Consider the following 26,100-nt stretch of genomic DNA (forward strand, 5'->3'; position numbering starts at 1 on the left):
GGGAGGGGCGCCCCCACCGCACATGGGGGCGCCCCTCTTCGTACTGCCGAACGCCGACGACGGGCCGTGGGCCCGGGCGTCAGTTGGCGCGGTCGAAGTCGATCTTGCTGTACGCGCGCAGCTTCGAGAGCCGGTGCGTCGAGTCGATCTGGCGGATCGTGCCGGACTTCGAGCGCATGACGAGCGACTGCGTGGTCGCCGTCTCGGCGCGGTAGCGCACGCCGCGCAGCAGCTCGCCGTCGGTGATGCCGGTGGCGACGAAGAACACGTTGTCGCCGCTGACCAGGTCGTTCGTGGAGAGCACGCGGTCCAGGTCGTGGCCCGCGTCGATCGCGCGCTGACGCTCGGCCTCGTCCTTCGGCCACAGCTTGCCCTGGATCACGCCGCCGAGGCACTTGATGGCGCAGGCGGAGATGATGCCCTCGGGCGTGCCGCCGATGCCCATGAGCAGGTCGACGCCGGTGCCCTCGCGGACGGCCATGATCGAACCGGCGACGTCGCCGTCCGAGATGAACTTGATCCGGGCGCCGGTCTCGCGGATCTCCTTGACGATGCCCTCGTGGCGGGGGCGGTCGAGGATGACGACGGTGATGTCCTCGGGCGAGGAGTTCTTCGCCTTGGCGACCCGGCGGATGTTGACCGAGACGGGGGCGTTGATGTCGACGAAGTCGGCGGCCTCGGGGCCGGTGACCAGCTTGTCCATGTAGAAGACCGCGGACGGGTCGAACATGGTGCCGCGGTCGGCGGCGGCCAGGACGGCGATGGCGTTGGGCATGCCCTTGGCGTTGAGCGTGGTGCCGTCGATCGGGTCCACGGCGATGTCGACCTCGGCGCCGGTGCCGTCGCCGACCCGCTCGCCGTTGAAGAGCATCGGGGCCTCGTCCTTCTCGCCCTCGCCGATGACGACGACGCCGTCCATCGAGACGGTGGAGATCAGGGTCCGCATGGCGTTGACCGCGGCGCCGTCCGCGCCGATCTTGTCGCCGCGGCCGACCCAGCGGCCCGCGGCCATGGCGGCGGCCTCGGTGACGCGCACCAGCTCAAGGGCCAGGTTGCGGTCGGGAGCCTCGGGGGAAACGACAAGCTCGGGCGGAAGGTTCTGGTGCTCGGTCATCGGAACGCACCTTTCTGTACGGCGACGGCCGGAAATAAGAGGGTGCTGCGACTCTATCGGTACGTCGACAAAATGAGCAGAGGGCCCCACGTATGAGCGCGAGACCGTGATGCGACCATGGGGGGCGTGGCAGGTATGCGAGGCAGGCAGACGGTACGCGGGATGATCAAGTCCCTTGGTGTGATCATGATCGCGGCGGGGGTGATGTACCTCTTCATCCCGCACGACGAGGAAGCGGCGCCGGTCAAGGCGAAGGACTACCGGGTCGAGCTCCTGACGGCCCAGCGGGCGGCGCCGTACCCGGTGCTGGCCCCCGAGGGCCTCGGCGAGGGCTGGAAGGCGACGGTCGTCTCGTACAAGCGCGAGAAGTCCGACGCGTGGCAGCTCGGCTTCCTCTCCCCGGACACGCAGTACGTGGCGATCCACCAGTCGACGGCGGCGCCGCGCGAGTACGTGCCCGAGGTCACACAGGAGGCCAAGGACACCGGGAAGACCCAGACGGTGGCCGGCAAGGTCTGGCACCGCTGGGAGGGCCCGAAGTACGACGCGCTCGTCCGCACCGAGGGCGGCGCGACGACCGTCGTCACCGGCACGGCCTCCTTCGAGCAGCTGGCCGAGATGGCCGGCGCGCTCCAGTCGAAGAAGGTCTAGGACGCGCGAAAGGGCCCCGCACTCCGAGGAGTGCGGGGCCCTTTCGTATGTCGTGCTCAGGCTCAGACGGTGGTGATGACCTCGTCGTAGGCCAGACGCGGGGAGCGCGGGAACCAGGCGTTCTCGCCGGCGTGGCCGATGTTGATGACCATCAGCGGGGTGTGGTCGTCGTCCAGGAACTCCTTCTGGACGCCGGCGAAGTCGAGACCGGTCATCGGGCCGGCGGCGAGGCCGGCGGCGCGGATGCCCAGGATGAAGTAACCGGCCTGGAGGGACGCGTTCACCGTCGCGGCCTGCTCGCGGACCGGGCGCTCCGAGAAGAAGACGTCCTTGGCCGCCGGGAAGTGCGGGAAGAGGGTGGGGAGCTCCTCGTGGAACTCGTTGTCCGCGGAGAGGATCGCGACCAGCGGGGCGGAGGCGGTCTTCGCCTGGTTGCCCTCGGCCATGTGCTTCACCAGGCGCTCGCGGGCCTCGGGGGAGCGGACCAGGGTGATGCGCAGCGGGGTCTGGTTGAAGGCGGTGGGGCCGTACTTCACCAGGTCGTAGATCGCCTGGACCTGCTCGTCGGTCACCGGCTCGTCGGTGAACGTGTTGGCGGTGCGGGCCTCGCGGAAGAGGAGATCCTGGGCTGCGGAGTCAAGGGCGAGAGACATGCTGCGTACCTTCCGGACTGCAAAGGGGGAATCGCTGGGGAGTCGCTCTTCACGACGTTCCGAGCGATGCCTCGACAGTACGCCCAAAGTTGGTGAAACTTCAACTACCTAATCCGGATAGTGATCCGCTTCACTGCCGAGCCCGAGTCTACGCCGCCGGTACGGGGGCCGGGCCCCTGCGCCGACGACTCTTCGTGCCGCGTTAACAAACCGACGTGACCGGGCTACTCCCCGTCCTCGGACTCCCCGGCCGCGCGCTCCGCCGCGAGCGAGGCGTCGAGCCGGGCCCGGGCGCCTTCGAGGCGCCGGCGACAGATCTTCGCCAGCTCCTCGCCACGCTCCCAGAGCGCGAGGGAGTCCTCCAGGGACGTTCCGCCCGCTTCGAGCCGTCGAACGACCTCGATCAGCTCGTCGCGCGCCTGCTCGTACCCGAGCGCCGCCTCTTCCGCGCTGCTGTCGACCGCCATGTGTGTCTCCACCCTCCGGTTGTTGCTTGCTTCCTTATCCCGGACCGATCAGGCCTGATCGGTCCCGGTCCCGGTCCCGGTCCCGGTCCCGGCCACGCGCCGCACCGCGAACTCGCCCTCCGCGACCCGGGCCCGCAGCTCCTCGCCGTCCGCGACCTCCTCGGGGGAGCGGACCACGGCCCCGTCCGCCCGCTGGAGGACCGCGTACCCGCGCTCCAGCGTCGCGGCGGGCGACAGCGCCCTGACCCGGGCGTGCGTGTGGGACAGCTCCGAGTCGGCCCGGTCCAGAAGGTGCCCGAGGACCCGGCGGCTGCGGGCGAGCAGCGCGTCGACCTCGGCCTCGCGGACCTCGACCATCCGCTGCGGATGCTCCATGACGGGCCGCCCGAGCGCGTGCGCGAGCCCGCGCTCCTCCCGCTCCAGGAGTCCGCGCACGGTCCGCAGCGCCCGGTCCCGGAGCCCGCGCACCCGGTCGAGCTCCTCGCCCACGTCCGGGACGACCTTCTTGGCCGCGTCGGTCGGCGTCGAGGCCCGCAGGTCGGCGACCAGGTCGAGGAGGGGCGTGTCGGGTTCGTGCCCGATGGCCGAGACCACGGGCGTACGGCACGCGGCGACGGCCCGGACGAGCTGCTCGTCCGAGAACGGCAGCAGGTCCTCGACGCTGCCGCCGCCCCGGGCGACGATGATCACGTCGACCTCCTCGTGGGCGTCGAGCTCCTTCACCGCCTGGACGACCTGCGGAACCGCCTTCACGCCCTGCACCGGCACGTTCCGCACCTCGAAGCGGACGGCGGGCCAGCGGCGGCGCGCGTTCTCCAGGACGTCCCGCTCGGCCGCCGACGCGCGCCCGCAGACGAGCCCGACGAGGTGCGGCAGGAACGGGAGCGGCTTCTTCCGGTCGAGCGCGAAGAGCCCCTCGGAGGCCAGGCCCCGCTTGAGCTGCTCCAGGCGCGCGAGGAGCTCGCCGATCCCGACCGGCTTGATCTCCACGGCCCGCAGCGAGAGCTGCCCCCGCGGCGCGTACCACTCCGGCTTCGCGTGGACGACGACCCGGGCGCCCTCGGAGACGAGGTCGGCGACGGAGTCGAAGACCTGTCTGTAGCAGGTCACGCCGATCGAGATGTCGTACGAGGGGTCCCTCAGCGTCAGGAAGACGACCCCGGCGCCGGGCCGCCGCGACAGCTGCGTGATCTGCCCCTCGACCCAGATCGCCCCGAGCCGGTCGATCCAGCCCCCGATCAGCCGGGAGACCTCACCGACGGGAAGCGGTGCTTCGGCGGACGTAGTCAGAGCCATGGACCGAGCGTAACCGCGCGGTACGACAACGTCAGGACCGCGCGGCAGCGGAGCCGTACAAGATCACGTACGTCTCCTGCTCGCGTACGCCTCCTGCTCACGTACGTCTCGTTACTCGCGTACGGCCGGTGTCCGCGTGGCCCCCTGCACCGCCAGCACCACCAGGCCCACGCCCAGCCACGCCACGCCCACCACCTGGGCCGCCGTGGACGCCTCCACGATGACCGCGACGAGGATCGCCGCGCCGAGCACGGGGACGACGACGTGCTTGAGCCAGTTCGGCGGACCCTCGGCCCGTCGCACCGCGAACCAGCCGACCACGCTCGCGTGCAGCAGGACGAAGGCCGTCAGCGCGCCGACGTCGACCACCGAGACCAGGTGGTCGAGGCCGTCGTCCCGGCTCGCCGCCCACAGCGCGGCGGTCATCGTGACCGTCGCCGACACGAGCAGCGCCACGCGCGGAACGCCCGAGTCCGTACGGGCGAGGACGTGCGGAAGGCGCCGGTCGCGGCCCATCGCGAAGAGCAGCCGCCCGCCGGCCGCCTGCCCCGCGAGGGCGGCGAAGGCCGCGCCGATCGCCTTCGAGACGGCGACGAGGTCGTGCAGCCAGCCGCCGACGGAGGCGTCGACGGCGTCGTAGAAGGCCGAGCCCTGCTTCGCCGGGTCGGCGGCGAGCTCGGCGGAGGAGACCGGTTCGAGGAGGGCGACCAGCCAGGTCTGCGCGACGAAGAGGATCCCGGCGAGGGCCAGGCAGAAGAGCACGGCCCGCGCGACCTTCGCCGAACCCCCGGTGACCTCCTCGGCGAAGGAGGCGATGGCGTCGAAGCCGAGGTACGAGAGCACGGCGACCGACACGGCCCCCAGGACGGCGGCGAGCGAGAAGCCGCTGTCGCCGGTGAGCGGCGACCACCAGTCGCGCGTGGCCCCGTCCCGTACGAGCACGACGACCGCCGAGACGACGAAGACGAGGAGGACGACGATCTCCATGGCGAGCACCGCGAAGCCGACCCGGGCCGCGGCCCGGACGCCCCACAGGTTGAGCAGGGTGGTGACGACCACGGCGATCCCGGTCCACACCCACCGGTCGACCTCGGGGACCAGCGCCTCCATGGCGATGCCGGCGAAGAGGTAGGCGACGGCGGGGATGAGGAGGTAGTCGAGCATCGCCATCCACCCGGCGATGAACCCCGGCCCCTCGCCGAGGCCCTTGCGGGCGTACGTGAAGACGGAGCCGGCCTGCGGGGCGACGCGGATCATCTGCGCGTAACTGAAGGCCGTGAACGCCATGGCGACGGTCGCCACGAGGTACACCAGTGCGACCGCGCCGTCCGACTTGGCGTCGAGGGTGCCGAAGACCCCGACGGGGGCCATCGGGGCGATGAACAGCAGTCCGTACACGACAAGGTCGCGGAACCCGAGATTCCGTCGTAGCCCCTCGTGCCCCTGGGGCTCCGCCCCCCGCGTCCCGCCGCCCGTCTCCTCAGCCATGGCGCCAGTCTCGGCCACGGCACCGGCCAAACCGCTCACCGACGCGGCCTTACGATGGGACGCATGACTGCAACGCCCGCGTCGACGCCCGAGTCCGCCCCCGTGACGAACCGCCCGAAGCGTGTCCTGCTCGCCGCTCCCCGCGGCTACTGCGCGGGCGTGGACCGTGCCGTGATCGCCGTGGAGAAGGCCATCGAGCAGTACGGGGCCCCCATCTACGTCCGCCACGAGATCGTCCACAACAAGTACGTGGTCCAGACGCTGGAGCGGAAGGGCGCGATCTTCGTCGACCAGGCGACCGAGGTCCCGCCGGGCAACATCGTGATGTTCTCCGCGCACGGCGTCGCCCCCGCCGTCCACGAGGAGGCCCGCGTCGGCCGCCTCGCGACGATCGACGCGACCTGCCCGCTGGTCACCAAGGTCCACAAGGAAGCCGTCCGCTTCGCCAACGAGGACTTCGACATCCTCCTCATCGGCCACGAGGGCCACGAGGAGGTCATCGGCACCTCCGGCGAGGCCCCCGACCACATCCAGCTGGTCGACGGCCCCGAGGACGTCGCGAAGATCGAGGTCCGCGACCCCGACCGGGTCGTCTGGCTCTCCCAGACCACGCTCTCGGTCGACGAGACGATGGAGACGGTCGACGCGCTGAAGGAGAAGTTCCCGAACCTGATCTCCCCGCCGTCCGACGACATCTGCTACGCCACGCAGAACCGCCAGACCGCGATCAAGGAGCTCGCCGGCCAGGCCGAGCTCGTGATCGTCGTCGGCTCGAAGAACTCCTCGAACTCGATCCGCATGGTCGAGGTCGCCAAGCAGGCCGGCGTCCCCGCCGCGTACCTCGTCGACTTCGCGAGCGAGATCGACGAGGCCTGGCTGGAGGGCGTGACCAGCGTCGGCCTCTCCTCCGGCGCCTCCGTCCCGGACGTCCTCGTGCAGGAGGTCCTGGAGTGGCTGTCCGAGCGCGGCTACGCGGACGTCGAGATCGTGAAGACGGCCGACGAGTCGCTGACCTTCTCCCTCCCGAAGGAGCTCCGGAACAAGGACCTGCGGGCGGTCGCGGAGAGCCTCGGCAAGAACGGGTAAGACCGTGCCGCGGCCCGTACGGTAGGTCCATGAACGACTTCGTCAGCCTCTTCGGAGTGGACATCGGCGGCTCGGGCATCAAAGGTGCCCCCGTGGACCTGGAGCGCGGCGCGCTCGCCGAGGAGCGCCACAAGGTACTGACCCCACAGCCCGCCACACCCGACGGTGTGGCGGGCTGTGTCGCGGAGGTCGTGGAGCACTTCGGCTGGACGGGCCCGGTGGGGGTGACCTTCCCCGGCGTGGTGACCGGCTCCACGATCCGTACGGCGGCGAACGTCGACAAGTCCTGGATCGGCGTCGACGCGGGCACCCTGCTCTCGGACCGGCTGGGCGGACTCCCCGTGACCGTCCTGAACGACGCGGACGCGGCCGGCGTCGCCGAGATGACCTTCGGCGCGGGCCGGGGCCGCAAGGGCACGGTGATCCTGCTGACCCTGGGCACGGGCATCGGCTCGGCCCTCTTCGTGGACGGCCGGCTCGTCCCGAACACGGAGCTCGGCCACCTGGAGCTGAAGGGCCACGACGCGGAGAAGCGGGCGTCGACGAAGGCGAAGGACGACGAGGGCCTGACCTGGGAACACTGGGCGAAGCGGCGGCTGACCAAGTACCTCGCCCACGTGGAGATGCTGTTCTCGCCGGAGCTGTTCATCATCGGCGGCGGCGTGAGCCGCAAGGCGGACAAGTTCCTGCCCCTGATCGAGGGCATCCGCGCGGAGATCGTCCCCGCGGAGCTGCAGAACAACGCGGGGATCGTGGGAGCGGCGATGACGGCGGCGAAGGCCTGAGGGGTCTCGGGGCCGGCTGAGAGGTCAGGTCTCGGAATCGGCTGAGAGGTCTCGGGGCCGGCGCTTCGGCGGCGCCGGCCTCCGCCGCCGCTGCCCCATGTCCACGACCTTCCGTACGCAGGTGATCAGCCCGGCGACGAGCGTGCCGCCGTACAGCCAGCCCGCGTGGACGGCGAGGGCCGTGACCACGGCCATGGCCTGGCCGCCGAGTCCGCCCGTACCGCCGGCGATGGGGACGACGCCGACGGCGAAGGCGATGGGGACGGCGATGGGGGCCGTGACCAGGTCGGCGGTACGGACCCAGAGGGCGGTGAGGGCGCTGACGGGCAGGAACAGCAGCCCGAAGACGAGGGGCGAGCCGTCCAGGAGCAGCCGGTCGAGGAAGCCGACGACCAGCATGGCGACGGAGGCGAAGAGCCCGGCGCCGAGCCCCGTGAGGCGGGGGGAGGGCAGCCGGCGGAGGGCGAGGACGACCGGCGGTACGGGCCGGGCGGCGGCAGCACCGCCCATCGCGGCCCGCGCGGAGCCGCCGCCCACCGCGGCCCGGGCGGCGACGGGCTCGAACCGGCCGGCACCGACGGGCCGGGAGTCCGGCCCGCCCGGCCGCAGGCCTCGGGCGCGGTACACGGCCGCGCCCCCCTCCAGAATCACGCCCTCCACACGGGCACCCTGAGACTCGGCGGGTGCCGCGGGCGCTTTCGGGGGCGCGGAAACGGGGTTCCGGGGCCGTCGGCGGCCGGGCGGCTGACTAGTCCTGTGCTGCTCCACACCACCAACGTAGGTCGGGAAGGGCCGGGAAACGGGTCCGGGACACGCCCTTTGGGTGACCTTGACCCGGAGATCACCGGGATCCCGGGAGGCGGGCGGCGTCACCGCCCACCGCGACCCGCCCGTAAACTGGGGGATCGGCCCACCATCCACACTTCAGGAAGTCGCCACCGTGTCGCTCACGATCGGAATCGTCGGTCTGCCGAATGTCGGCAAGTCGACCCTGTTCAACGCCCTGACCAAGAACGACGTGCTGGCGGCCAACTACCCGTTCGCCACGATCGAGCCCAACGTCGGCGTCGTCGGTGTCCCCGACGCCCGCCTGACGAAGCTCGCCGAGATCTTCGGCTCGCAGCGCGTCCTCCCGGCGACGGTCGACTTCGTCGACATCGCCGGCATCGTGCGCGGCGCGAGCGAGGGCGAGGGCCTCGGCAACAAGTTCCTCGCGAACATCCGCGAGTCGGACGCGATCTGCCAGGTCATCCGCGCCTTCAAGGACGAGAACGTCGTCCACGTCGACGGCAAGGTCTCGCCGAAGGACGACATCGAGACGATCAACACGGAGCTGATCCTCGCGGACCTCCAGACGATCGAGAAGGTCCTCCCGCGCCTCCAGAAGGAGATGCGGATCAAGAAGGACACGGCGCCGAAGGTCGCCGCGGTCGAGGCCGCCCAGGCGATCCTGGAGAAGGGCGACACCCTCTTCTCCCAGGGCATCGTCCAGGGCTCGGAGAAGGCGGAGCTCCTCCACGACCTCCACCTCCTCACCACGAAGCCCTTCCTCTACGTCTTCAACGTCGACGAGGACGAGCTGACGGACGAGGCCTTCAAGGCCGAGCAGAGCGCCCTGGTCGCCCCGGCCGAGGCCATCTTCCTCAACGCCAAGCTGGAGCAGGACCTCGCCGAGCTCGACGAGGCGGACGCCATGGAGCTCCTGGAGTCCGTCGGCGCCGAGGAGCCCGGCCTCGCCATCCTCGCCCGCGTCGGCTTCGCCACCCTCGGCCTCCAGACCTACCTGACGGCCGGCCCGAAGGAATCCCGCGCCTGGACGATCAAGCAGGGCGCGACGGCCCCCGAGGCGGCCGGTGTCATCCACACCGACTTCCAGAAGGGCTTCATCAAGGCCGAGGTCATCTCCTTCGCCGACCTGGTCGAAACCGGCTCGGTAGCCGACGCCCGCGCCGCCGGCAAGGCCCGCATGGAGGGCAAGGAGTACGTCATGCAGGACGGCGACGTGGTGGAGTTCCGCTTCAACGTCTAGTCACGGGTGACTCCGTAAGAGAACAGGGCCGGACTCGAAGGAGTCCGGCCCTGTTCGCGTGTCCGCCCGCCGGTCCGCGCTCAGCCCGTGCGGGGCGGTGTGAGCTTGTCGAGGTCCAGGGTGACCTCGAAGGGGACGGGGCGGGTGAGGGTGCCGCGGAAGATTCCGGCGGGGGCGTAGGCGCCGGTGGGTTCGTCGAGCTCGTAGACGTGGACGACGGGTGATCCGTCCTCGTCCTCGACGCGCCAGTAGTGCGGGATGCCGGCCTCCGCGTACTTGCGGAGCTTCACCGTGCGGTCGCGGTGGGCGGACTCGGGGGAGACGACCTCGATGACGAGCTGGATGTGCTCCGGGGCGTACCAGGTGCGGTCGGGGTCGTAGGGCAGGCTGGTCAGCAGGAGGTCCGGCTCGGGGCGGTTGCGTGCGTCGAGGCGGATGGTCATCTCCCGCTCGACCTCGAAACCGGCCGGTGTCTGTGCCATGAGCGCGGTGGTCAGGGCGGTGACGAGGCGGCCGTGCCAGGCCCGCTGGGGCGACATCATGAAGACGAGGGCTCCGTCGATCAGTTCAGTGTGGCGCGGCGCCTCGGGGAGGCGGTCGAGGTCCTCCGCGAACCAGCCTTCCGCGCGCGGCGGGCGCATCCAGTCGGGCAGTGAGGTCATGCGGCAAGCCTAGGGCTTGACCGGCCACGGGGCGTCGTCCGCGGGCTCAGGGCGCCATCCCCGTCTTCGCGCCCGCGCCGCACAGGGGGAGCACCGTCAGGCCCGGGTGGGGTGGGGTGGTGCGGATGGCTGCCCAGCAGGCTGCCGCCGTGGGTTCGACGAAGAGGCCTCGGTGGGCCAGGTCCTGTTGGGCGGTGCGGATGTCGGTGTCGGTGACCGTCAGGAACGTGCCGCCGGTGGCGCGTACCGCTTCGAGGATCTGGCGGGCGCGGGGCGGGGCGGTGATCGCGATGCCTTCGGCGAGGGTGGGGCGGGACGGGGTCGGGGGGAGGGTGTCCGTGTCCGCGTGGAAGGCCCGGGCCAGGGGGGAGACCGGTTCGGCCTGGACCGCCACCAGGGTGGGGCGGGAGTCGGTGAGGCCCTGGGCGCGGAGTTCGGTCAGGGCCAGGGCCGCGCCCAGGAGGAGGGTGCCGTTGCCCACCGGGACCACGATCGTGTCCGGGAGCCGGCCGCCCAGGTCCTCCCAGAGTTCGAGGACGTACGTCTTCGTGCCCTGGAGGAAGTACGGGTTGTAGACGTGCGAGGCGTAGAAGGTGCGCGGGGCGTTCGCCGCCTCCCGCGCGGCGCTCGCCGTGGCCTCGCGGTCGCCGGCCACCTCGACCACCTCCGCTCCGTGCGCCCTGATCTGCTCCAGCTTCTTCGGGCTGGTGCCCTCGGGGACGTACACCGTCGTGGCCAGGCCCGCCCGCGCCCCGTACGCCGCCACCGCCGTGCCCGCGTTGCCGCTGCTGTCCGCCACCATCCGGTCCACCAGGCCCAGGCGGGCGAGGCGCAGGGCGTGGGCGGCGAGCATCACCGCGCCCCGGTCCTTGAAGGAGAGGGTCGGCATCAGGAAGTCGAGTTTGGCCGAGACGGTGTCGGTGAGGGGGACGAGGGGCGTGCGGCCCTCGCCGAGGGTGACCTCGGGGGCGTACGGCATCACGGGGAGCGCTTCCGTGTAACGCCAGAGGGAATTCGTGCGGGGCGCGAGGGCGGGGAGGGGCGGGAGGGGAGGGTGGGGTTCCGGCGTCTCCAGGTCCCAGGGGCCGCCGCACTTCGGGCAGCACCAGGTCAGCGCGGTCGTGGGGGACCGGACGTCGCAGTTCCGGCAGAGGTAGGTGTCCGTGGGGGTGCTCATGGGGTCAGCGTGTCAGCCGTGTGTCGGCCGCGTGTCCCGTTCGCCGTGCCTCTTGTGAGATTCCTATGGATCCGTCAATCTTTCGATCGGCAGGCGGACTTGAAGAAATCGTGACTTGTCATGGGCATGTCTTTAAGTATGCCCTCGCGTCGTCACGTGCCTCCCGTGCGCCCGCCACACCCCCACAGCAACGCACCACCAATGAGGAGGACCCCTCACATGTCAGTGATGCGTGATCCACAGCGCCGCAGCCGGCTCGCGGCGGCCGCGGCCGTCGCCGTCGTCGCCCTCGCCCTCGGCTCCGCCTCCACCCTCCCGGCCGCCGCCTCACCGGCCGCCGCCGAGGGCGTCATCGAGAACGCCGGAGCCGAAGGCGCCATCCCCGGCAGCTACATCGTCACCCTCGACGAGTCCGCCCAGGCGGAGACCGCCAAGGGCCGGGCGGTCGCCGCCAGGTTCGGCGCGAAGATCGAGCGGACGTACACCGCCGCGCTCAACGGCTACGCCGTCGCGCTCTCCGAGGCGCAGGCGAAGAAGCTCGCGGCCGACCCCGCCGTGAAGTCCGTCGTCCAGAACCGCGTCTTCACCGTCGACGCCACCCAGCCGTCGCCGCCCTCCTGGGGCCTCGACCGCATCGACCAGAAGGCGCTCCCGCTCAACCAGAGCTACACCTACCCGGACAGCGCGGGCCAGGGCGTCACCGCGTACATCATCGACACCGGCGTGCGGATCTCGCACACCGACTTCGGCGGCCGCGCCTTCAACGGCTACGACGCCATCGACAACGACAACGTCGCCCAGGACGGCCACGGCCACGGCACGCACGTCGCCGGTACGGTCGCGGGCACCTCGTACGGCGTCGCGAAGAAGGCGAAGATCGTCGCCGTCCGCGTGCTCAACAACCAGGGCTCCGGCACCACCGCGCAGGTCGTCGCCGGCATCGACTGGGTCACGCAGAACGCCGTGAAGCCCGCCGTCGCCAACATGAGCCTCGGCGGCGGCGTCGACACCGCGCTCGACACGGCCGTGAAGAACTCGATCGCCTCCGGCGTCACCTACGCCGTCGCCGCGGGCAACGACAACTCCAACGCCTCCAACTACTCCCCGGCGCGCGTCGCCGAGGCCATCACCGTCGGTTCCACGACCAACACCGACGCCCGCTCCAGCTTCTCGAACTACGGCTCGGCCCTGGACATCTTCGCCCCCGGATCCAACATCACCTCGTCCTGGGGCACGGGCGACACCGCCACCAACACCATCTCCGGTACGTCCATGGCGACCCCGCACGTCGCCGGCGCCGCCGCCCTCTACCTGGCGGACAACCCGACGGCGACCCCCGCGCAGGTCTCCACGGCCCTCGTGAACGCCGCCACCCCGAACGTCGTCACCAGCCCCGGCACCGGCTCCCCGAACCGGCTCCTGTACGTCGGCGGCGGCACCACCACCCCGCCCGGGCCGCGCTTCGAGAACACCGCCGACTTCGCCATCGCCGACAACACGACCGTCGAGTCCCCGGTCACCGTCAGCGGCGTCTCCGGCAACGCCCCGGCCACCCTCCAGGTCCCGGTCAACATCGTCCACACCTACATCGGCGACCTCCAGGTCCAGCTGATAGCCCCCGACGGCACCGCCTACACGCTGAAGGCGTACGGCACCGGCGGCAGCTCGGACAACATCAACACCACCTACACCGTGAACGCCTCCTCCGAGGTCGCCAACGGCACGTGGAAGCTCCGCGTCTCCGACAACGCCGCCGCGGACGTCGGCAAGATCGACTCCTGGGCCCTGCAGTTCTGAGCCCGTAGCAGTACGTAGTCAGGGGGCGGTCTCCTTCGGGAGGCCGCCCCTTCCGTACGATGTGCGACCGATCGTTTGTTCGTGTCAGTCGCCCCTAGGAGCACCCCGCCGTGGAGCCGACCCCGCCGCACCAGCCGCCGCAGCCTCCGCAGTTGCAGCCTCCGCAGCAGGGCGGCTGGCCCGCCCCGCAGGCCCCCGGCCCGTACACCTCGCCCGGGATGCCGTACGCCCCCGGCCCCTACGGCATCCCGCCCCGGCCCACCACCAACGGGCTCGCGGTCGCCTCCTTCGTCACCGGGTTCGTCTGCTGCCTCCCGCCGCTCGGCCTGGTCCTCGGCCTCTTCGCCCTCCCGCAGATCAAGAAGAAGGGGCAGCGCGGCAAGGGCTTCGCGATCACCGGAATCGTCCTCTCCGCCGTCAGCTGCCTGCTCGTCGTCCTCGGCTTCGCCACCGGCGCGTTCCGCGCGATAGGCGAGGAGTTCAAGGAGGGCATGGACGAGGCCGCGCGCACCAAGACGCCGTTCTCGCTGCGCACCGGGCAGTGCTTCGACGAGGGTGCCAGGGACGGGGGCGAGGTGACCGACGTCGAGGTCCTCGACTGCGACCAGCCCCACGAGGGCGAGGTCACCGGTGGCTTCAAGCTCATCGGCTACGCCAAGTGGCCGGGGGAGAAGGAGATCTTCGAGCAGGCCGACGAACGCTGCGACACGGTGAACCTCGCCTACGCGAGGGACTCCTGGGCCATCCCCGAGCGGCTCCTGGTCTCCTACTACTACCCGACCAAGGAGAGCTGGCGCACCGGCGACCGGACCGTGACCTGCACGTTCGCCACCGACAAGAAGCCCGTCACGGGGTCGGTACGGGCGGACGCGACCACCCTGACCGCCGACCAGCTGGCCTTCCTCACGGCGCTCAACCCGGTCGAGGAGGCCGGCTACCGGGAGCCCGAGGAGGACCCGGACGAGGACTTCGCGGGGAACAAGGCCTGGGCGAAGGAGATGCTGACGGCGATCGACGGAGCCCGGACGGGGCTCGACGCCCAGAGCTGGCCCGGCGCCTCCACGGCCCCCGTCGCGGCGCTCGGGAAGGAGCTCGACGAGGCCTCGGCGCTGTGGAAGAAGCTCGCCACGGCGCCCGACGCGGACGCGTACTGGGACGCGTACGACGCGGCCTGGGACGCCCTGCCCGAGGACCTCGGCGCCGACGCGCGGACCGGTCTCGGCCTGACGGACACCCTGCCGGAGCGGGACGGCGGCGGCGCGACCGGCGGCGGGGCGACCGGCGGCGGGACCGGCTCCGCCTGAGCGGTACGGGAACGGGGCCGGGTCTCGTCAGGAGACCCGGCCCCGTCGCGTGCGGACCGGGTGCCGTGGCCCGGGGTCACGAGGGCCCGTGACCGACCGTCGTGACCCCGGGACGCACTGCCGGAGGGGGGCCGGTCCGCGGTTCAGGGGGAGGAACCTTCCTCGCGCCTCAGCGGCGGGTGAGGCCCCGGTCGATCGCGGTGATCAGTTCGCCGTCCGCCGTGTCGGCGTCGAGCGACCAGACCATGGCGCCGCCCAGGCCCGTCCGGCGGACGTACTCCGCCTTGGTGCGCAGCACCGTCGGGTCGTCGTAGGTCCACAGGGTGGTGCCGTCGAACAGCCAGGCGTGGCCGTTCCGGTGGCCCCGGTAGAGCGTGTACGTCCCCGATTCGGCGAGCTTCTTGAGGTGCTTGTAGTCCTCCGTGCCGGCCACCCAGGTCGCCGGGGCGGGGCCGGCCGCGGGCTGGCCCAGGCCGTCGCCGCCGCCCGTGACGCCGGTCCAGCCCTGGCCGTAGAAGGGCATGCCGACCACGAGCTTGTGGGCGGGGGCGCCGCGCCGCAGCCAGGACTTCACGGTCCCCTCGACGCTCCAGTCGTTCTTCGCGAAGAGCGCGGACTGCTGGGCCGTGGTCGTCTCGCCGGAGACGTGGAAGTCGTAGCCCTGGAGGTTCACGAAGTCGAAGTCCCGCATGATCGCCGCGACTTCGAAGCCCGCGTCGATCTTGGCGGGCGCCGTCGGCACGTACGCGCTGAGGTCGAAGTGCGTGCGCTTCGGCAGCGAGCGCCCGTACGCGTCGAGCTGCGTGCGGAACTCCCGTACGAGCTTGGTGAAGTTGGGCTTGTCCTCGGGGCGGATCACGTTCCCCGGGTTGCCCTCCGAGCCGGGCCACTCCCAGTCGAGGTCGATGCCGTCGAAGACCCCGGCGGCCGCCCCGGCGCCGCCGCGCGCGCCGTCTGCGGGGAGGTTGCCCTTGAGGAAGAGGTCGATGCAGGAGGCCACGAGGGCCTTGCGTCCGGCCTGGGTGCGCACGGCGTCGGAGAAGTGCGCCGATCCGCTCCAACCGCCCAGCGAGATCATGACTTTGAGGTTCGGGTGCAGCGCCTTCAGCTCGCGCAGCTGGTTGAAGTTTCCGGCGATCCGCTGCTCGGCGGTGTCGGCGACGCCGTCCACGGAGTTGGCGGCGTCCACCGGGCGCACGTAGTCGGCCCAGGTGTCGGGGGTGGCGCACTTGCCGTCCGAACTGACGACGCCGAACGCGTAGTTGATGTGGGTGAGCTTGGCGGCCGTGCCGCTCGTCTCCAGGTCCTGGACCTGGAAGTCCCGTCCGTAGATGCCCCATTGGGTGAAGTACCCGACGCGCTTGAGGGCGGGGGAGGGGTGGGCGGGGGCGGAGGGGCGTTCGTGGGCGCTCGCGGTGGGCGTCAGGGTCGCGAGGAGGCCGAGGGTGGCCGCGGCCGCGGCACCGAGGGTCAGCTTCGTGAAGGCTCTGGGGCGCATGGGCTCGTTCCTGTGGGAGCGGAGGGAGCTTGCGGGGTGGAGCTGTGCGTGGAGCTGTGCGTGGAGCTGTGCGTGGAGCTCGGCGATGGACGTGCTGGCACAGGAAAGTATTGGTCTGGACCAATGAGGTCAAGGGGTCAGGTGCCACTTACTCCCGGTGACCGGCGGTAGCAAGCCCCCCACCAGGCAGTCATCACTTCGAGTGAAACTTTGGCCCATGCTTGCGCTCGGCGACCCTCGGTTGTCACTCTGTAGCTGTAAGTCAACCTGAGGGGAGTGTCCTGTGACGTTCGGTGAGCAGCCCGCCTATCTGCGCGTGGCGAGCGATCTGCGGGAGAAGATCGCGAACGGCTCGCTTCCGCCACACACGCGTCTCCCGTCGCAGGCCCGCATCCGCGAGGAGTACGGGGTCTCGGACACCGTGGCCCTCGAAGCCCGCAAGGTGCTCATGGCGGAGGGGCTCGTCGAGGGCCGCTCCGGCTCGGGGACGTATGTGCGCGAGCGCCCGGTGCCGCGCCGGATCGCCCGCTCCGGCTACCGCCCCGCGTCCGGCGCCACCCCGTTCCGGCAGGAGCAGGCGATCGAAGGGGCCCGCGGGACCTGGGAGTCGAGCAGCGCGCAGGAGCCGGCCAGCGCCGAGGTGGCCGCGCGGCTCGACATCGAGCCGGGCGACCGCGTGATGCGCACGCGGTACGTGTACCGGGACGGGGGCGAGCCGATGATGGTCTCCACCTCCTGGGAGCCCCTCGCCGTCACGGGGCGGACACCCGTGATGCTGCCCGAGGAGGGCCCGCTCGGCGGCTGCGGTGTCGTGGAGCGCATGGCCGCGATCGACGTCGTCGTGGACAACGTGGTGGAGCAGGTCGGCGCCCGGCCCGGGCTCGCCGAGGAGCTCGTCGAGCTCGGCGGCGTGCCGGGGCACGTGGTGATGGTCGTCGAGCGGACGTACTACGCGTCGGGGCGGGCCGTCGAGACGGCGGACGTCGTGGTCCCGGCGGACCGCTACCGGATCTCGTACCACCTGCCGGTCAGATGACGGCCCGTCGGGTGGCCGGTCCGGTGAGCGGGGTCCGTCGTCCGGGGCGTGTTTCCGTGAGTTAACCGCACGTCGGGGCGCGTAACCGGCCCGCAATCGCGCGTTGTGACGTGCCGTCACGACCGGCTCCTACGTTCCTGGTCCGTACCCGCGATCCGGTCGGACCACAGGAGCCCTCATGACGGACACGGCCCTCACTTCTGCCTCGGGGGGTGCGGTCTCCCCGCCGCCCCCGTCCCCGACGCCGCCCCGCCGCAGCTATGCCAAGCTCGCCGCCGACGAGAGCCGCGAGGACTACTCGCTGCGCTACGCCCCGCACTCCTTCCGGCGCTGGTCGCCGGTGACCGTGGCCGGGACGGCGCTCGGCGGCATCGCCTACCTCGCCGACTTCGCGATCGGCGCCTCGATCGTCTTCACCTACGGCTTCACCAGCGGTTTCGCCTCGATCCTCACCGCCGCCGCGATCATCTTCCTCACCGGCATCCCCATCGCCCGGGCCTGCGCCAAGTACGGCCTGGACATGGACCTGATCACGCGAGGCGCGGGCTTCGGCTACTTCGGCTCCACCCTCACCTCCCTCATCTACGCCTCCTTCACCTTCATCTTCTTCGCGCTCGAGGGCTCGATCATGGCCCAGGCCATGCACCAGGCCGTCGGCCTTCCCGTCGAGATCGGCTACCTCGTCACCACGCTGATCGTCATCCCGATCGTCTTCCGCGGGATGGGCGCGCTCGCGAAGGTCCAGGCCTGGACCCAGCCGATCTGGATCATCGGCATGGTCCTCCCGTTCGTCGTCCTCGCCTTCGAGGCCCCCGACGCCTGGGGCGCCTTCGCCTCCTTCGGCGGTACGGAGGGGGCCGGCGCGGGCTTCTCGTGGGTCGGCTTCGGTCTCGGCACCGGCATCGCGCTCTCCCTCATCGCCCAGATCGGCGAGCAGGCCGACTACCTGCGCTTCATGCCGGCGAAGACGGAGACGAACCGCCGCCGGTGGAACCTCGCCGTGCTCGCGGCCGGACCCGGCTGGGTGATCATCGGCGCGGCCAAGCAGCTCGGCGGGGCCTTCCTCGCCTTCGTCGCCCTGGAGGCCGTCGGCAAGACCCACGCCCTGGAGCCGATCGCCCCGCAGATCGAGGCGCTCAAGCCCTGGCTCGGCACCTTCGCGCTGCCCGCCGCCGCGCTCTTCGTGATCGTCTCCCAGGTCAAGATCAACGTCACCAACGCCTACAGCGGCTCGCTGTCCTGGTCGAACTTCTTCTCCCGCGTCACCCACCGCCACCCCGGCCGCGTCTGGTACATCTTCCTCAACCTCGCCATCGCGCTGACGCTGATGGAGATGAACATGTTCGCGGCCCTGGGCAAGCTGCTCGGGTTCTACTCCAACGTCGGCATCGCCTGGATCGCCGCCGTCGCCGCCGACCTCGTCATCAACAAGCGGGCCGGCTGGAGCCCGCCGTACATCGAGTTCAAGCGCGCCTACCTGTACGCGGTGAACCCGGCCGGCTTCGGGGCGATGGTCATCGCCTCCGTCGTCTCGATCCTCGCCTTCTTCGGCCTCTTCGGCACCTACGCGGAGGCGTTCTCCACCTTCATCGCCGCCGGGCTCGCCCTCGTCCTCTGCCCGCTGATCGCCTGGGCCACCAAGGGCCGCTACTACCTGGCCCGCCCGAACCCGGTGAACGGACCGGGCGTCGACGTGGCCGACGTGCGGGCGACCCACACGTGCGCCGAGTGCGAGACGGCGTACGAGCTCCCCGACATCGCCGACTGCCCGGTCCGCTCGGGCCCCGTCTGCTCCCTCTGCTGCTCGCTCGACGCGACCTGCGGCGACGTCTGCCGCAAGGACCCGGAGGGCGCCGGGGCGCCGGTCCTGCTGCCCGTACCCACGCTGCCCTCGCGGACAGCCGAGGCGTGACGTTCGGCCTCCCTCCGTCGGTTACCGGCCGATCCGTATCTCTTTGTGCAAACACATATCCGCTGAGTGAAGGTCAGGCGTAAGCTCCGGCATATGCGGATTGCGGTTGCGGAGGGAGAAGCCTGATGGGCGACAGCGGGGCCCTTCTTACCTGGGTCGTCGTGCGACAGGACGACAACGGCAACCGCTATCGGGTGGGCCGGTACGAGACCGAGGACGAGGCCCGGAAGATGGCGGACAGCCTCGATTCCCGGGGACACAAGCAGCTGTACTGGGTCGAGCGGGTCGGCAGCCCCGCGCTCTGAACCGTGCGACGTCTAGTCTCGCGGTCATGACGGAACAGCACCAGACTCATCCGCCCGTCGTGGTCGTCGTCGCGGGCGCCGTGTACGACCGGGGGCGCCTGCTCGCCGCGCGCCGCAGCGCCCCCGTCGAGCTCGCCGGCCGTTGGGAGCTCCCCGGCGGCAAGCTCGAACCGGGCGAGAGTCCCGAAGAAGCCCTGGTCAGGGAGTTGCGCGAGGAGCTCGGCGTCGAGACCGAGCCCGGCGAGCGGATCCCCGGAGAGTGGCCGCTCAAGCCCGGTTACGTCCTCCGGGTGTGGACCGCCCGGCTGCTCTCCGGCGAGCCGCGCCCCCTGGAGGACCACGACGAGCTCCGCTGGCTCGCCCGGCACGAGCTGGACTCGGTCGACTGGCTCGACCAGGACCGCCCCGCCGTGGCCGAGGCGGCGCTGCGTCTTCCGGAGACCGCCCCGGAGACCGCCCCGGGGATCGCTTCGGAAACCGCTCCGGAAGCCGTCCCGGACGCGAGCGGCGCCTGATCCGAGGCGTGTGTGCGCCCCACGGCCCGGTTTCTACGCCGTTCGTGCCACCGTGCGCCCGTGCCTGCGCCCTACGCGATATCCCGCCCCGAATTCCGGGTATGTCCAGAATGACCCCCTGGGGGAGTGCTGGGGTCTTCCTGCTGACACACGGCTGGGGAAGTGATCGGGTGTGATCGACACCGACGGCGGCCGCGCCGAGTGGACCTTCCCGGCAGAGGCCGATGCCGTGCGCACCGCCCGTCACGCGGTGCGCGAGGCGCTCAGGGCCTGGGACCTCGACGCGGCCCTCGGTGACGTGACCGTCCTGCTGGTCAGCGAGCTGGTGACCAACTCCCTGCAGCACGCCTCCGGGCCCATCGGGGTCCGTCTCGTCCGCCCTCACCCGCCCGGCATCGACCCCGGGGACGGGCCCGCCCCGCCCTCCGCCCTGCTCGTGGAGGTTTCCGATCCGCTTCCGGATCCCCCGACGGAACGGTCGGCCGGGCCCGAGGACGAAGGGGGGCGCGGACTCGGGCTCGTGGCCTGTTCCGCTCGGCGCTGGGGGACCCGTAAGGGAAGGACGGGCAAAACCGTATGGTTCGAGCTGGCTCTCCCTGGTGAGTAAACAGGGAGGGACAACGATCACCGGTACTCGCCGTGGAGGGGACGAAGCGACCGAGACCACCCTGTGATCGTGAACGTCGTGCCGTCGGGGCCTGCCGTATTGAATACTGCGGGCATGGCCGGTCCGGTGCGGTGAGCTGGAGGGGACGGTCGCGTGAGCGAGATATCCGAGACGGCGAGCGGCGTCGTGTGGCAGAGCAGCCCGCCCGGCTCGATCTATGACTACATCCGGGTCGCGTCCTTCTCGATCGGGCCCGACGGCCTCGTCGAGCAGTGGAGCAGGCGGGCCGTGGACCTCTTCGGCGTGACCGCCGAACAGGCGATGGGGAAGGATCCCGTCGATGCCTTCATGCCCTCCGACCTGCGAGAGCGTGCCCACCGGCGGGTCCGGGAGATCCTCGACGGCAAGGAGTGGACGGGCCTGGTCCCGTTCCGCATGCCGGGGGAGGACGAGCCCCGCGGCATCGCCGAGATGTACGTGATGCCGAGCGAGACCGAGACCGGTGAGCGGGCCGCGCTGTGCATCGTCGTCGACGTCCGCGCCCTGCGCCGTATCGAGACCGACCTCGCCGCCTCCCAGGCGATTTTCGGCCAATCCCCCTTCGGCTTTCTCCTCTTCGGCACGGACCTCACGGTGCAGCGGGCCAACCAGCGCTTCGCGACCGTCTTCGGCGGCTCCGCCGACGACCACCGGGGCCGTACCGTCCACGACTACCTCGCCCGCTCCGAGGCCGACCGGATGACCGCCGCCCTCCGCAAGGTCCTGGAGACCGGCGACTCCGTCACCGACCTCCAGATCGTCGGCGCCGCCCCCGGCGCCCGCGACCGGCGCCACTGGTCCATCAACCTCTACCGCGTCCACAGCGGCTCCGGCCGCCCGATCGGCGTCGCCGGCCTCGGCGTCGACGTCACCCGCCGGCACAACGCGGCCCGCGAGGCCGCCAGCGCCCGCCGGAACCTCGCCCTCCTCAACGAGGCCGGAGCCCGCATCGGGAACTCCCTCGACCTGGAGGCCACCGCCCGCGAGCTCCTCGACGTCGCCGTCCCCGGCTTCTGCGACCTCGCCTCCGTCGACCTCTACCAGGGCCTCCTGACCGGCGACGAGGCCCCGCCGGGCCGCTGGGGCAGCTCCCACGACGTCGGATACGGGGCCGGCAGCGCCGAGCTCCGCCGGGTCGCCCACGCCAGCGCCGTGTCGGACACCCCCCGCAGGACCGACGAGGGTCACGGCCCCGACAGCGGCTGCGGACCCGTCCCGATCGAGGTCGGGGCCGTCCACCGCTTCCCCTTCAACTCGCCGTGCGCCGGAGCGCTGCGCACCGGCCGGCTCAGGACCGTGCCCGGCGGCGAGGGGGAGCTCGTCCAGTCCACCCTGGTCGTCCCGATGGTCGCGCACGACATCGTCGTCGGCCTCGTCCAGTTCTCCCGGACGAAGGGCAGCGAACCCTTCGGGGAACGGGACCGGGCCCTCGCCGTCGAGCTCGCCGCCCGCGCCGCCGTCTGCATCGACAACGCGCGCCTCTACCGCCGCGAGCACGAGCGGGCCCTCATCCTCCAGCGCAGCCTCCTCCCGCCCGGCGACCCCGAGGCCGCCGGCCTCGACATCGCCTGCCGCTACCTCCCCGGCACCGCCGCCACCGAGGTCGGCGGCGACTGGTTCGACGTCATCGAACTGCCGGGACACCGCACCGCCCTCGTCATCGGCGACGTCATGGGCCGCGGCCTGCGCGCCGCCGTCGCCATGGGCGAACTGCGCACCGCCGTCCGCACCCTCGCCCAGCTCGACCTGGAGCCGGCCGAGGTCCTCTCCCACCTCGACGAGATCGCCCGCGGCCTCGGCGCCCCCATCGGCGCCCAGCAGTCACGGGCGACGAAGTCGCAGAAGTCGCGCGGCCCCGAGCTGTCCGAGGTCTACCTCGCGACCTGCGTGTACGCGGTCTACGACCCGGTCACCCGGCGCTGTACGTTCGCCAACGCGGGCCACCTCCCGCCGGTGGTCGTCGCGCCCGGCCGGGACGCCGTCCTCCTCGACGTACCGCCGGGGATGCCGCTCGGCGTCGGCGGCGAACCCTTCGAGGAGGTCGAGGTCGAGCTGCCCGAGGGCGCGCTCCTCGCGCTCTACACGGACGGGCTCGTCGAGTCCCGCGACCACCCGCTCGACGAGGGGCTCAGCGCCTTCCGGCGGGCCCTCGCCGACCAGGACCGTCCCCTGGAGGACGTCTGCGACCGGGTCCTGACCAGCCTCGACACCGGGCACGGCGAGGACGACATCGCCCTCCTCATGGCCCGTATCCAGGGCCTGCCCAGCGAGGCCGTCGGCGACTGGCGGCTCCCCAGGGAGCCCCGCTCGGTGGGCAGGGCCCGCGAGCTCGCCCGTGCCCAGCTGCGCGCCTGGGACCTCGACCCGCTCGTCGACACCGTCGAACTCCTCGTCAGCGAGCTCGTCACCAACGCCCTGCGCTACGGCGAGGGGGAGATACGGCTCCGCCTGCTGCGCGACCGGACCCTCGTCTGCGAGGTCTGGGACGCGGGGCTCGTCCAGCCCCGGCGGCGCCGGGCCAAGGACACCGACGAGGGCGGCCGGGGGCTCCAGCTGGTCGGGCTGCTCAGCTCCTCGTGGGGATCGCGCCGCACCCCGCGCGGCAAGACGGTCTGGTTCGAGCTCGCCCTGCCGGACGGGGAGGGGGCGGCGGAGCCCACGGTGGAGCAGCTGCTCAGCATGTTCTGAGACGCCGGGGAAGACGCCGGGGCAGACGAAGGGCATACGCCGGGGCAGACGAAGGGCAGACGCCGGGGGATCACTGCTTCAGCGCGGCCAGCCTGGCCTCGATCTCCGCGCTGTCGCCGAGCGCGTCCAACTGCTCGAACTGCGCGTCCAGCGAGGAGGCGGCGAGCTCCTGCTTGCCCATCGCCTTCGCCTCCTCCCGGCGCACCTTGTCCTCGAAGCGGCTCAGTTCGCTCGTCGGGTCGAGGACGTCGATGTTCTTCACCGCGTCCATCATCGTGTTCTGCGCCTGCGCCGACTTCGCGCGCGCCACGAGCTCGTCCCGCTTCGCCTGCAACTCGGTGAGCTTGGCCTTCATCTGGTCGAGGCCGGACTTCAGCTTCATCACCACCTCGGTCTGCGCGGCGATCGTCGGTTCCGCCGTGCTCGCCTCCTTCTCGGACTGGAGCTGACGGCCGAGCGCCACCTTGGCGAGGTTGTCGAAACGATCCGCCTCGGCCGCCTGCCCGCCGGTCCGCAGCTCGTCCGCCTTCCTGCTGGCGGCGAGCGCCTTCCCGCCCCACTCCTTCGCCGCTTCCACGTCCTCCTGGTGGTCCTGCTCCATCAGGCGGAGGTTGCCGATGGTCGAGGCGACCGCCTCCTCCGCCTCGGAGATGTTGTTCGCGTAGTCGCGGATGAGCTGGTCCAGCATCTTCTGCGGGTCCTCGGCCTGGTCGAGGAGGGCGTTGATGTTGGCCTTGGCCAGCTGGGTGACGCGGCCGAGGATGGTCTGCTTGCTCATGGCTGCTCTCTTCTTCCGTGGATAGAGGGCGTACGGGCTCAGAACCGGCCGCCGCCGCCCAGCCGGCCGCGCGTGCCGCTGCCGCCGAAGCTGCCGGGCCCGCCGCCGAAACCTCCGCCCCCGGAACGCCCCCCGGAACCCCCGCCGAAGCCCCCGCCGAAGCCGCCCGAACCACCCCTTCCGCCGCCGAACAGGCCGCCGAGGATGATCCCGCCGAGCACGGCCCCGCCGAGCCCGCCGCCCCCGCCGCCCGCGACCCCCGTCGTGCCGCCCATGCCGTTCGGATTGCCGTACGTGCGCACGTCCTGCTCGGCGAGCTCCTGCGCGCGCCGGGCCAGCGCGTCCGCCTGCTGGGCCTCCGCGAGCGCCGCCTGCGGGTCGCCGCTCCCGGACTCCCCGTCGCCGGACAGGGCCCGCGCCTTCTCCCAGCGGCGCTGCGCCTCCGCCAGGCGCGTACGGGCCTCGCTGCCCACGGCGCCCCGGTGGGTGGTCACGTAGTCCGAGGCCGCCCCGATCGCCGAGCGGGCCGTCAGCATCGCCTGGTCCAGGAGCGCGCGGGCCCGCCGGCTGCCCGACTCGCGCTCCCTGGCCCCCGCGAGGGCCTCGTCGAGCGCCGTGTCGGCCTCCTCGACCCGCCGGAGCGCGTCGATCGGGTCGTACCGCCCGGCCTCGATCCCGCGCCGCACCTCCGCGAGGACGGACTCGGCGCGGGCGATACGGCCCTGGAGGTCGGCCGTCGAGCCGCCCTCGGCCGCGCCTTCGAGGCCCTTCAGGAGTCCGCGCGCGTCGGCGAGGTCCGCGTCCGTCTCCGAGAGCGCGCTCGTCAGCTTCCCCACGGCCTCGGCCAGGTCCTGCGCCCGCCGGTCCACGGCCTCGACGAGCCGGGCCGCCTGGTCCACGGCGCCCTCGGCGGCCCGGATGTGCACGGCGGCGGCGCCGTTGTCGCCGTCGTCGATCAGCTGGCGGGCCTGGTTGACGTGGGTCGTCGCGAAGACGAGCCGGTCCTTCGCCTGTTCGACGTCGCCGGCGACCGGGGAGGCGGCGGTCTCGGCGTACCGCTCGCGCATCGCGGTCAGGGCGGCCTCGGCCAGGCCCATCCGCCCGTTCTGCTCGCGGAACGCGGCTTCGACCGCCGCGAGCGCCTCGGGGGCGGTCCGCTCCAGGTCGCGGAGCCGGTCGAACTCCTCGCTCTCGGCGTCGAGCCGCGCGTCGGCCTCGGCACAGCGGCGGAGGATCTCGTCGAGCATCGAGCGGCGGGTGGCGTCGTCCTCGGGGAAGGAGTCGTCGAGCTTCTGCCGCAGCCGGAACGAGGCCGTCAGCTGCTCCTTGGCGAAGGCGACGGCCTCCGTGAAGGGCCGCACGGCCTCGTCGCCGAACTGGGCGGTCGCGAAGCCCAGCTCCTCCTGGCTGGTGCGGACGGCGTCGTCGGTGGCGACGAGCGCGTGCCGCGCCTGCCCGTCGAGCTCCTCCAGGGACGGCGGCGGGGGCCCGGACTCCCGCGGCGGGCCCCAGCCGGCCTGGCCCGCCCGGCCGCCGCCCGGGGTCGTACGGGTCCGGGTCCGCCGCTTCCGCTTCGTGTACGCGTACGCCGCCACGGCCCCCGCGCCGCCGACCAGCACCACCGGCAGGACCAGGTCGGTCGCGGAGGTGCCGTCCTCGGCGGCGGACCCGCCGGGGTCGGCGGGGCCCGGGGTGATCGCGGGCGCGGGGACGGGCTGTCCGGCGAGGACGGCGGCGTACCCGTTGGCCGCGCCGATCGCGGCGCCCGCCCAGTCGTTCTGCCGCAGCGCGGGCTCGATCGCCGTGCCCGCCACCTCGTCCAGCTGCGCCTGGGTGAAGCGCGAGTCCGGGTCGGCGGAGTAGCCGTACCGCCGGTCGTGGGTGGCGACGGCGAGCAGCACGTCCTCCCGGCCCAGCCCGTTGCGCTCGGCGGTCTCGTCGGCCCAGCTCTGTCCCGAGCGTCCGGAGAAGTCCCGTACGTACACGACGAAGAGCTGCACGCGCCGGTCGTCGTAGAGCTGGTCGAGGGCCTGGACGACCGAGGCGCGGCGGTCGCCGAGGGCTCCGACCTTGTCGGTGATCTGCCCCTCGCGGGACAGGGCGACGGGGTCGTCGGCGGAGGCACCGTGAACGGCGGGCACGAGGAGCCACCACGCCGCCACCAGTGCCGCGAGAAGGGCTCGGGCGGCTGTTCGCGTCACAAAAGGGAGGCT

General features: G+C 71.9%; 23 protein-coding genes. 12 read left to right on the plus strand and 11 right to left on the minus strand.

Annotated elements, in window-relative coordinates; translation table 11 throughout:
* Window positions 1-79: 79 nt before the first annotated feature.
* Window positions 80-1,114, minus strand: a complete 1,035-nt coding sequence (gene glpX, locus ACFC0Z_RS11080; protein ID WP_376435221.1) for a class II fructose-bisphosphatase — start codon at window positions 1,112-1,114, stop codon at window positions 80-82.
* 117 nt (window positions 1,115-1,231) lie between these two features.
* Between glpX and ACFC0Z_RS11085 the strand changes: the two genes are divergently transcribed.
* A complete protein-coding gene (locus ACFC0Z_RS11085; protein WP_376435224.1) occupies window positions 1,232-1,765 on the plus strand; it encodes a DUF4245 domain-containing protein in 534 nt (177 codons plus the stop codon).
* 62 nt (window positions 1,766-1,827) lie between these two features.
* Here the strand turns inward: ACFC0Z_RS11085 and ACFC0Z_RS11090 are convergent, their stop codons facing one another.
* From ACFC0Z_RS11090 to ACFC0Z_RS11105, 4 genes are all read right to left on the minus strand, one after another.
* Window positions 1,828-2,418: a malonic semialdehyde reductase gene (locus ACFC0Z_RS11090; RefSeq protein WP_376435227.1), complete on the minus strand. Its 591-nt coding sequence runs from the start codon at window positions 2,416-2,418 to the stop codon at window positions 1,828-1,830.
* A 224-nt stretch (window positions 2,419-2,642) separates the two neighbouring features.
* Window positions 2,643-2,885 (minus strand): exodeoxyribonuclease VII small subunit, encoded by a 243-nt coding sequence (locus ACFC0Z_RS11095; protein ID WP_376435230.1) that lies wholly within the window; start codon window positions 2,883-2,885, stop codon window positions 2,643-2,645.
* A 48-nt stretch (window positions 2,886-2,933) separates the two neighbouring features.
* Window positions 2,934-4,181, minus strand: coding sequence for an exodeoxyribonuclease VII large subunit (xseA, locus tag ACFC0Z_RS11100; protein WP_376435233.1), 1,248 nt, complete (start codon window positions 4,179-4,181; stop codon window positions 2,934-2,936).
* Window positions 4,182-4,292: 111 nt separating this feature from the next.
* Entirely contained in the window at window positions 4,293-5,669 is a 1,377-nt protein-coding gene (locus ACFC0Z_RS11105; protein ID WP_376435236.1) for an APC family permease, read from the minus strand.
* 54 nt (window positions 5,670-5,723) lie between these two features.
* On the opposite strand from ACFC0Z_RS11105, the gene ACFC0Z_RS11110 reads away from it, so the two are divergent.
* Window positions 5,724-6,755, plus strand: a complete 1,032-nt coding sequence (locus tag ACFC0Z_RS11110) for a 4-hydroxy-3-methylbut-2-enyl diphosphate reductase (RefSeq protein WP_376435239.1) — start codon at window positions 5,724-5,726, stop codon at window positions 6,753-6,755.
* Between the two features lie 29 nt (window positions 6,756-6,784).
* Window positions 6,785-7,540: a polyphosphate--glucose phosphotransferase gene (gene ppgK, locus ACFC0Z_RS11115; RefSeq protein WP_376435241.1), complete on the plus strand. Its 756-nt coding sequence runs from the start codon at window positions 6,785-6,787 to the stop codon at window positions 7,538-7,540.
* A gap of 24 nt (window positions 7,541-7,564) precedes the next feature.
* Here ppgK and ACFC0Z_RS11120 read toward each other — a convergent pair whose 3' ends face one another.
* Window positions 7,565-8,050: a DUF6542 domain-containing protein gene (locus tag ACFC0Z_RS11120; protein WP_376436634.1), complete on the minus strand. Its 486-nt coding sequence runs from the start codon at window positions 8,048-8,050 to the stop codon at window positions 7,565-7,567.
* Window positions 8,051-8,480: 430 nt separating this feature from the next.
* On the opposite strand from ACFC0Z_RS11120, the gene ychF reads away from it, so the two are divergent.
* Window positions 8,481-9,569 carry a redox-regulated ATPase YchF gene (ychF, locus tag ACFC0Z_RS11125; protein ID WP_376435243.1) on the plus strand — a complete coding sequence of 363 codons (1,089 nt, stop codon included), beginning with the start codon at window positions 8,481-8,483 and terminating at the stop codon, window positions 9,567-9,569.
* A gap of 80 nt (window positions 9,570-9,649) precedes the next feature.
* Here ychF and ACFC0Z_RS11130 read toward each other — a convergent pair whose 3' ends face one another.
* Together ACFC0Z_RS11130 and ACFC0Z_RS11135 are read right to left on the minus strand one after the other, a co-directional pair.
* Window positions 9,650-10,231, minus strand: a complete 582-nt coding sequence (locus tag ACFC0Z_RS11130) for a Uma2 family endonuclease (protein ID WP_376435246.1) — start codon at window positions 10,229-10,231, stop codon at window positions 9,650-9,652.
* Between the two features lie 46 nt (window positions 10,232-10,277).
* Window positions 10,278-11,408 (minus strand): threonine synthase, encoded by a 1,131-nt coding sequence (locus ACFC0Z_RS11135; RefSeq protein WP_376435248.1) that lies wholly within the window; start codon window positions 11,406-11,408, stop codon window positions 10,278-10,280.
* A gap of 219 nt (window positions 11,409-11,627) precedes the next feature.
* Here ACFC0Z_RS11135 and ACFC0Z_RS11140 point away from each other — a divergent pair, with 219 nt between their 5' ends.
* Both ACFC0Z_RS11140 and ACFC0Z_RS11145 read left to right on the plus strand, forming a co-directional pair.
* On the plus strand, window positions 11,628-13,205 hold the full coding sequence (locus ACFC0Z_RS11140; RefSeq protein ID WP_376435251.1) for a S8 family serine peptidase: 1,578 nt from the start codon (window positions 11,628-11,630) through the stop codon (window positions 13,203-13,205).
* Between the two features lie 110 nt (window positions 13,206-13,315).
* A complete protein-coding gene (locus ACFC0Z_RS11145) occupies window positions 13,316-14,509 on the plus strand; it encodes a DUF4190 domain-containing protein (protein ID WP_376435252.1) in 1,194 nt (397 codons plus the stop codon).
* A 169-nt stretch (window positions 14,510-14,678) separates the two neighbouring features.
* Here the strand turns inward: ACFC0Z_RS11145 and ACFC0Z_RS11150 are convergent, their stop codons facing one another.
* Window positions 14,679-16,007: a glycoside hydrolase family 18 protein gene (locus ACFC0Z_RS11150; RefSeq protein ID WP_376435255.1), complete on the minus strand. Its 1,329-nt coding sequence runs from the start codon at window positions 16,005-16,007 to the stop codon at window positions 14,679-14,681.
* A gap of 283 nt (window positions 16,008-16,290) precedes the next feature.
* On the opposite strand from ACFC0Z_RS11150, the gene ACFC0Z_RS11155 reads away from it, so the two are divergent.
* From ACFC0Z_RS11155 to ACFC0Z_RS11180, 6 genes are all read left to right on the plus strand, one after another.
* Window positions 16,291-17,043 (plus strand): GntR family transcriptional regulator, encoded by a 753-nt coding sequence (locus ACFC0Z_RS11155; RefSeq protein ID WP_376435257.1) that lies wholly within the window; start codon window positions 16,291-16,293, stop codon window positions 17,041-17,043.
* Window positions 17,044-17,221: 178 nt separating this feature from the next.
* Entirely contained in the window at window positions 17,222-18,955 is a 1,734-nt protein-coding gene (locus ACFC0Z_RS11160) for a purine-cytosine permease family protein (protein WP_376435259.1), read from the plus strand.
* Window positions 18,956-19,080: 125 nt separating this feature from the next.
* The gene (locus ACFC0Z_RS11165) at window positions 19,081-19,260 is read left to right on the plus strand and encodes an SPOR domain-containing protein (RefSeq protein WP_376435261.1); all 180 of its coding nucleotides are present in this window, start codon (window positions 19,081-19,083) and stop codon (window positions 19,258-19,260) included.
* Between the two features lie 26 nt (window positions 19,261-19,286).
* Window positions 19,287-19,775: a (deoxy)nucleoside triphosphate pyrophosphohydrolase gene (locus ACFC0Z_RS11170; protein WP_376435264.1), complete on the plus strand. Its 489-nt coding sequence runs from the start codon at window positions 19,287-19,289 to the stop codon at window positions 19,773-19,775.
* A 172-nt stretch (window positions 19,776-19,947) separates the two neighbouring features.
* Window positions 19,948-20,382, plus strand: coding sequence for an ATP-binding protein (locus ACFC0Z_RS11175; protein ID WP_376435266.1), 435 nt, complete (start codon window positions 19,948-19,950; stop codon window positions 20,380-20,382).
* A 153-nt stretch (window positions 20,383-20,535) separates the two neighbouring features.
* A complete protein-coding gene (locus tag ACFC0Z_RS11180; protein ID WP_376435269.1) occupies window positions 20,536-23,109 on the plus strand; it encodes a SpoIIE family protein phosphatase in 2,574 nt (857 codons plus the stop codon).
* A gap of 70 nt (window positions 23,110-23,179) precedes the next feature.
* Here the strand turns inward: ACFC0Z_RS11180 and ACFC0Z_RS11185 are convergent, their stop codons facing one another.
* On the minus strand, window positions 23,180-23,887 hold the full coding sequence (locus ACFC0Z_RS11185) for a PspA/IM30 family protein (protein ID WP_376435272.1): 708 nt from the start codon (window positions 23,885-23,887) through the stop codon (window positions 23,180-23,182).
* Window positions 23,888-23,925: 38 nt separating this feature from the next.
* Window positions 23,926-26,088: a TPM domain-containing protein gene (locus ACFC0Z_RS11190; protein WP_376435275.1), complete on the minus strand. Its 2,163-nt coding sequence runs from the start codon at window positions 26,086-26,088 to the stop codon at window positions 23,926-23,928.
* Between the last annotated feature and the right edge of the window lie 12 nt (window positions 26,089-26,100).

This window comes from Streptomyces sp. NPDC056144, from assembly GCF_042264145.1.
Lineage (GTDB): Bacteria > Actinomycetota > Actinomycetes > Streptomycetales > Streptomycetaceae > Streptomyces.